Here is a 7311-nt window from a genome sequence, read left to right as displayed (position 1 = left end):
CATCCGTAGCTCAGCTGGATAGAGTACTCGGCTACGAACCGAGCGGTCGGAGGTTCGAATCCTCCCGGATGCACCATATTCTCCGAAATCTTCAGCAATGAAGATATCGAAGAGGTAGCGGAATTAACCGCAGGCACCAGGAAGGATAACGTTGCTTTAGCAACGGCCCGAAGGGCGAACGCCAGTGAGTCATCCTCCCGGATGCACCATCTTCTCCAAAAAATTTCCTTCAAAAATATCTCATTTCTAAATAACTACTTTATCCATTTCCTGAATTTTCTTCTCCTTCGCCATCAGCGACAAAATCAAGCAATTACGCTAAAGTAGCGTCATATTTTTCGACTTGCGAGAAGACCATGTACGAGCGTTATGCAGGTTTAATTTTTGATATGGATGGCACAATCCTGGATACGGAGCCTACGCACCGTAAAGCGTGGCGCGAAGTATTAGGGCACTACGGTCTTCAGTACGATGTTCAGGCAATGATTGCGCTTAATGGCTCGCCCACCTGGCGTATTGCTCAGGCAATTATTGAGCTGAATCAGGCCGATCTCGACCCGCATGCGTTAGCGCGTGAAAAAACAGAAGCAGTCAGAAGTATGCTGCTGGATAGCGTCGAACCGCTTCCTCTTGTTGATGTGGTGAAAAGTTGGCATGGTCGTCGCCCAATGGCTGTAGGAACGGGGAGTGAAAGCGCCATCGCTGAGGCATTGCTGGCGCACCTGGGATTACGCCGTTATTTTGACGCCGTCGTCGCTGCCGATCACGTCAAACACCATAAACCCGCGCCAGACACATTTTTGTTGTGCGCGCAGCGTATGGGCGTGCAACCGACGCAGTGTGTGGTCTTTGAAGATGCCGATTTCGGTATTCAGGCGGCCCGTGCAGCAGGCATGGACGCTGTGGATGTTCGCTTGCTGTGAGTGAAGCGTTATCGCTTTTCTCGTTGTTTGCCAGTAGTTTTCTCAGCGCTACACTATTACCCGGCAACTCCGAAGTCGTGCTGGTGGCAATGTTGCTTTCCGGGATCAGTCATCCCTGGGTTTTAGTTTTAACAGCAACAATGGGTAATAGCCTTGGAGGGTTAACTAACGTTATCCTTGGGCGTTTCTTTCCATTGCGTAAAACATCGCGCTGGCAAGAGAAAGCTACCGGCTGGCTGAAACGCTATGGTGCAGTCACGCTATTATTAAGCTGGATGCCCGTGGTTGGCGATTTACTGTGTCTGTTAGCGGGATGGATGCGCATCTCCTGGGGGCCGGTAATCTTTTTTTTGTGCCTTGGTAAAGCGTTACGCTATGTTGCAGTTGCAGCAGCGACCGTTCAGGGCATGATGTGGTGGCACTAATTGTAGGCCTGCACATATGGTCACCATTACAGTTATGCTAATTAAAACGATTTTGACAGGCGGGAGGTCAATTTGATCCCGGACGTATCACAGGCGCTGGCCTGGCTGGAAAAACATCCTCAGGCGTTAAAGGGGATACAGCGTGGGCTGGAGCGCGAAACTTTGCGTGTTAATGCTGATGGCACACTGGCAACAACAGGTCATCCTGAAGCATTAGGTTCCGCACTGACGCACAAATGGATTACTACCGATTTTGCGGAAGCATTGCTGGAATTCATTACACCAGTGGATGGTGATATTGAACATATGCTGACCTTTATGCGCGATCTGCATCGTTATACGGCGCGCAATATGGGCGATGAGCGGATGTGGCCGTTAAGTATGCCATGCTACATCGCAGAAGGTCAGGACATCGAACTGGCACAGTACGGCACTTCTAACACCGGACGCTTTAAAACGCTGTATCGTGAAGGGCTGAAAAATCGCTACGGCGCGCTGATGCAAACCATTTCCGGCGTGCATTACAATTTCTCTTTGCCAATGGCATTCTGGCAAGCGAAGTGCGGTGATATCTCGGGCGCTGATGCCAAAGAGAAAATTTCTGCGGGCTATTTCCGCGTTATCCGCAATTACTATCGTTTCGGTTGGGTCATTCCTTATCTGTTTGGTGCATCTCCGGCGATTTGTTCTTCTTTCCTGCAAGGAAAACCAACGTCGCTGCCGTTTGAGAAAACCGAGTGCGGTATGTATTACCTGCCGTATGCGACCTCTCTTCGTTTGAGCGACCTCGGCTATACCAATAAATCGCAAAGCAATCTTGGTATTACCTTCAACGATCTTTACGAGTACGTAGCGGGCCTTAAACAGGCAATCAAAACGCCATCGGAAGAGTACGCGAAGATTGGTATTGAGAAAGACGGTAAGAGGCTGCAAATCAACAGCAACGTGCTGCAGATTGAAAACGAACTGTACGCGCCGATTCGTCCAAAACGCGTTACCCGCAGCGGCGAGTCGCCTTCTGATGCGCTGTTACGTGGCGGCATTGAATATATTGAAGTGCGTTCGCTGGACATCAACCCGTTCTCGCCGATTGGTGTAGATGAACAGCAGGTGCGATTCCTCGACCTGTTTATGGTCTGGTGTGCGCTGGCTGATGCACCGGAAATGAGCAGTAGCGAACTTGCCTGTACACGCGTTAACTGGAACCGGGTGATCCTCGAAGGTCGCAAACCGGGTCTGACGCTGGGTATCGGCTGCGAAACCGCACAGTTCCCGTTACCGCAGGTGGGTAAAGATCTGTTCCGCGATCTGAAACGCGTCGCGCAAACGCTGGATAGCATTAACGGCGGCGAAGCGTATCAGAAAGTGTGTGATGAACTGGTCGCCTGCTTCGATAATCCCGATCTGACTTTCTCTGCCCGTATCTTAAGGTCTATGATTGATACTGGTATTGGCGGAACAGGCAAAGCGTTTGCTGAAGCGTACCGTAATCTGCTGCGTGAAGAGCCGCTGGAAATTCTGCGCGAAGAGGATTTTGTAGCCGAGCGCGAGGCATCTGAACGCCGTCAGCAGGAAATGGAAGCCGCAGATACCGAACCGTTTGCGGTGTGGCTGGAAAAACACGCCTGACAGAAAAGAAAAAGGCCACTCGTGAGTGGCCAAAATTTCATCTCTGAATTCAGGGATGATGATAACAAATGCGCGTCTTTCATATACTCAGACTCGCCTGGGAAGAAAGAGTTCAGAAAATTTTTAAAAAAATTACCGGAGGTGGCTAAATGCCGTTGTTAGATAGCTTCACAGTCGATCATACCCGGATGGAAGCGCCTGCAGTTCGGGTGGCGAAAACAATGAACACCCCGCATGGCGACGCAATCACCGTGTTCGATCTGCGCTTCTGCGTGCCGAACAAAGAAGTGATGCCAGAAAGAGGGATCCATACCCTGGAGCACCTGTTTGCTGGTTTTATGCGTAACCATCTTAACGGTAATGGTGTAGAGATTATCGATATCTCGCCAATGGGCTGCCGCACCGGTTTTTATATGAGTCTGATTGGTACGCCAGATGAGCAGCGTGTTGCTGATGCCTGGAAAGCGGCAATGGAAGACGTGCTGAAAGTGCAGGATCAGAATCAGATCCCGGAACTGAACGTCTACCAGTGTGGCACTTACCAGATGCACTCGTTGCAGGAAGCGCAGGATATTGCGCGTAGCATTCTGGAACGTGACGTGCGCATCAACAGCAACGAAGAACTGGCGCTGCCGAAAGAGAAGTTGCAGGAACTGCACATTTAGTCAGTGGAACAAAAGAAGCCGGGCAGGTGACACCACCGCCCGGTTTTTTTACCTTTCAATCACCCGATACTCCACGCTATGTGCTTCATCAGGTTGAGGAACTTCCAGCCTTGAGGCCATCCGCATCACGACCGCTTCAGGAACTGCATACTCGCGTCTGGCATTTTGCTGCTTCCATTGCGCCCATGGCACTTCAAGATAAACTATTTTTACTCGTGCGCCGTAAGCCGTAAACAGGCTGATGAGCTGGCTACGAAGCTGGCGGGTAAAGTTCGTTGCATTCCAGATGAACGGCTTTTTCTGGCGTAAAAAAACGCGTGCCTCTTCTTTTGCCTGTTGCACAATACGCCCGGTGGCGGTTTTGTCGTCCGGATTGGCATTGATTCGCCGCCGCATATCATCAAGGCTGATAACGTCCATTCCCTGGCACTGTTCATTGATATAGCGATCTTTGCCCATACCCGGTAAGCCACACAGCAAAATGCCCTCAAAAGGTTCAGCCTCCCAGGGAACAAAATCAGGAGAACTTTGCTCATGGGTCAGGTAATGCCAGCGTGCGGAATCAGACACGAACGAGCGCACTTTTCCCCAACACTGTTGCTCCTGGCAAAACAGCTCGAACAGATCGATGCGTTCCAGCATTGATTGCTGATCCGGGCTTTGGCGACCAAGCAGATCGGCACGAGCAAGCAAAGTGAGCAGACGCGTGTCGATGCGCATTGCAGCCGTGAGCAACAAACGCTCCGGTTCCGGACGTTCCAGTAACCATAGCGGTAACCCATGCAGACGCACCAGCGCAACGATTTGCTCGCGCAGCACGAACGGCGTTGGGATATCGCGCCACAAAATCAGCCGGGCCGTCAGTTCGCCCCGACGAGCATGGCCCGGCGACTGAATACGTCCGTTTTCCTGCACGGTAGTGCTGCGCTTTTCAACATCATGTAATAACGCCGCCGCCCATAAAACTTCCTGCTGTTGAGCGGGGAGTTGCTGGAATTCTGGCTGAGTAACAAGGGCGTTAAGCACCATTTCGGTATGCACGCCGACGTCACCTTCACCATGATGCTCCGGGTCTTGTGGCGTGTGATGCATCTCCTCAACCCAACTGAAACGCTGGCGTAGTGTCGACCAGCGTTTATCGTCGGTAAGCTGCCAAATCATGACTGTTCTCCATAAGCGAACTCATGGGCCATCCGCGCCCGTTGCCAGTGTCGTTTCCAGTGCACAGTGGTTTTGACATGATTTTTGCGCACATACTTGAAGACGTTATGCGAAAAGTCAGCGACGGAAAACGCATCACGATTCCGGCTGACAATGCCTTCCAGAGTACAGGGTTGCCCGGTTTGTGTATCCCAGGGATCGAACGCGCCGCGCGCATTGGTCAGTGCCAGAAAATCACGTTGCCAGCTTTTTTCATCATTCCCCGGCTGCGGGCCGGAGATTTCGGGAACGCAGGGGAAATCAAACAGGGCGGCGTAAAACTGCACCTCTTCCCAGCTCAGCCACATATCCTGGCAGCGAACGGCAAACAGGTAAAAGTCCTGTTCCAGCGCGCGGTATTCAATGGAATGAACGGCGTAGAGATTTTCGCCAAACAACTCCAGGTCGCCGAGATCGTTTTTCAGCAGTTGCCAACGCTGGCGAATTTTATAGGTCCATGCCGACTGCGTAGGCGCGGCATGGGAACGGGCAAACACACCGTAGCGGTTAAGGCAGTTATTTTCGCCGTCGAGTTTTTCTGTATGCACCAGTTGCGCGATGGCCTGTAAATCCTGCCAGTAATCGGCGTTAATGCGGTCATCGCTGGTGGTGCCGGGGGAGAAAGGATAATGCCAGGTTCTCCCGTATTTAAGTTGGGTATTCATAATAATCCATTATTTTGTGTGTAATAAACGTACGCCCGCGAGGGTGCGAGTTATGGGGTTAAACGGAAAATGTGAGTATCACCCGCGAAAGCGAGGGCGAAGGAAAAAGAGAATTAACAACCTGAGCGAATGCTCAGAACCGGTTAATAGTGAATGGAAGAGTTTGGGGCGGCGAAAAGATACACCGAATGAGTGGATAAAACAACCGTTTGCACAATGAGCAAATAAAAAGGGAGCCGAAGCTCCCTTTGACAACCTTAGTGCGCACCGCCTCCGCCGCCACCTGCGCCAAATGGCGGTTTAGCAAACCACACCAGCCCCAGCAGGACGAGGAATATCCCGGCTGACATCCAGAAGATCTCATTGGCGGAAATAATCAGCCCCTGGTTAGTGATCTGCTGGGCAATCCAGCCGGAGGCCTGCTGTTGCGTCATCCTAAGCCCTTCCAGTTGACTGTACATCGCCTGGGCATTCGGGTTGAACGGGTTTACCGACTCGGTTAACTGCGCATGGTGCATCGACTCGCGGTTGGTCCACATGGTTGTGGTTATCGACGTGCCGATAGACCCCGCCAGCGTACGCGTAAAGTTGGAGAGACTCGATGCCGCCGCCAGTCGTTCCGGTGGCAAACCAGACAGCGTAATGGTGGTCAGCGGCATAAAGAAGCAGGCCACAGCGAAGCCCTGGATAAACTGCGGCCAGGCCGACGCGCCAAAATCCATGCCCGGTTCAAAGGTATAGGCACGCCAGTAGAAGCAGACGGCATACATAATAAAGCTGAAGGTTACCAGCCGCCGCATATCCAGTTTATGCGCGAAGCGGCCGATAATCGGCGACAGGATCACCGGAATAATCCCTACCGGCGCAGAGGCCAGACCTGCCCACGTTGCCGTGTAACCGTAGACCTCCTGCAACAACTGCGGCAGCAGAACAATAGCGCCGAAGTAGAGCATATACGCGAGGCTGATACACAAGCAGCCGATGGTGAAGTTGCGCGACTTAAACAACGACAGATCGACTATCGGGTTATCGTCGGTCAGCTCCCAGACAATCAGGAAGCAGATAGCCACCACCGCCACCACGGTAAGGATGATAATTTCCTGTGATGAAAACCAGTCCAGCTCTTTACCGCGGTCGAGCATAATCTGCAGGCTGCCGATACCAATAACCAGCAGTGCCAGCCCCACGGCATCAATCCGCCGCCGTTCGGTGCGGGTTTCGCGTCCGCGCAGCGTCTGCAATGTCATCAACACCACCGCCACGCCAATCGGCACGTTGATGAAGAATATCCAGCCCCAGTGATAATTATCACTGATATAGCCGCCGAGGATCGGGCCGCAAATTGGCGCGACAATCACCGTCATCGACCACAACGCCAGCGCGATTGAGCGTTTGGCTGGCGGGTAGTTATTCAGCAATAGACTTTGCGAAAGCGGGATCAACGGCCCGGCGACAATCCCCTGAATCACGCGGAAGAAGATCAGCATATTTAGGCTGCTGGAGACACCACACGCCCACGACGCAATAGCAAAGGCGATGGTGGACCAGAGGAACAGTTTCACTTCCCCGACGCGCTTTGCCAGCCAGCCGGTAAGCGGGATCGAGATGGCATTCGCCACCCCGAAAGAAGTGATTACCCACGTTCCCTGGCTGAGCGATGAGCCCAGATTCCCGGCGATAGTGGGGATCGCCACGTTAGCAATGGTGGAGTCCAGCACCTGCATGAATGTCGCTAGTGACAGCGCAATCGTCATAATGACCAGTTGCGCGCCTTCCAGCGGTTTTTGCTGTTGCATCACACGCA

Annotated in this window: 7 protein-coding genes; 4 read left to right on the top strand and 3 right to left on the bottom strand. The window is 52.4% G+C overall.

The features are described 5' to 3' along the window. The first annotated feature begins 356 nt into the window (after positions 1-356). The 4 genes from yqaB to luxS all read left to right on the top strand — a co-directional run bounded on the left by yqaB (position 357) and on the right by luxS (position 3642). Complete coding sequence (gene yqaB / locus OQV04_RS16015; RefSeq protein WP_032281482.1) at positions 357-923, top strand: fructose-1-phosphate/6-phosphogluconate phosphatase; 567 nt, start codon at positions 357-359, stop codon at positions 921-923. Continuing rightward, positions 920-1348, top strand: a complete 429-nt coding sequence (locus tag OQV04_RS16010; RefSeq protein WP_001287454.1) for a YqaA family protein — start codon at positions 920-922, stop codon at positions 1346-1348. Before yqaB ends, OQV04_RS16010 begins: the two co-directional genes overlap by 4 nt. Positions 1349-1420: 72 nt before the next feature. After that, positions 1421-2977: a glutamate--cysteine ligase gene (gene gshA, locus OQV04_RS16005; RefSeq protein WP_000611804.1), complete on the top strand. Its 1557-nt coding sequence runs from the start codon at positions 1421-1423 to the stop codon at positions 2975-2977. Between the two features lie 149 nt (positions 2978-3126). Beyond that, positions 3127-3642 (top strand): S-ribosylhomocysteine lyase, encoded by a 516-nt coding sequence (gene luxS, locus OQV04_RS16000; protein WP_001130211.1) that lies wholly within the window; start codon positions 3127-3129, stop codon positions 3640-3642. Positions 3643-3690: 48 nt separating this feature from the next. On the opposite strand, the gene OQV04_RS15995 is transcribed toward luxS, so the two are convergent. From OQV04_RS15995 to emrB, 3 genes are all read right to left on the bottom strand, one after another. Next, positions 3691-4803, bottom strand: coding sequence for an ATP-binding protein (locus OQV04_RS15995; protein ID WP_032281481.1), 1113 nt, complete (start codon positions 4801-4803; stop codon positions 3691-3693). Next, the gene (locus tag OQV04_RS15990; protein ID WP_001095979.1) at positions 4800-5507 is read right to left on the bottom strand and encodes an RNA ligase family protein; all 708 of its coding nucleotides are present in this window, start codon (positions 5505-5507) and stop codon (positions 4800-4802) included. Before OQV04_RS15990 ends, OQV04_RS15995 begins: the two co-directional genes overlap by 4 nt. A gap of 257 nt (positions 5508-5764) precedes the next feature. After that, complete coding sequence (gene emrB / locus OQV04_RS15985) at positions 5765-7303, bottom strand: multidrug efflux MFS transporter permease subunit EmrB (protein WP_021517276.1); 1539 nt, start codon at positions 7301-7303, stop codon at positions 5765-5767. Between the last annotated feature and the right edge of the window lie 8 nt (positions 7304-7311).

This window comes from Escherichia sp. Lx600-2 (assembly GCF_036662595.1).
GTDB lineage: Bacteria > Pseudomonadota > Gammaproteobacteria > Enterobacterales > Enterobacteriaceae > Escherichia > Escherichia coli.
The sequence above is the reverse complement of the archived record's forward strand: the minus strand, read 5'-3'. Positions and strand labels throughout refer to the sequence as shown.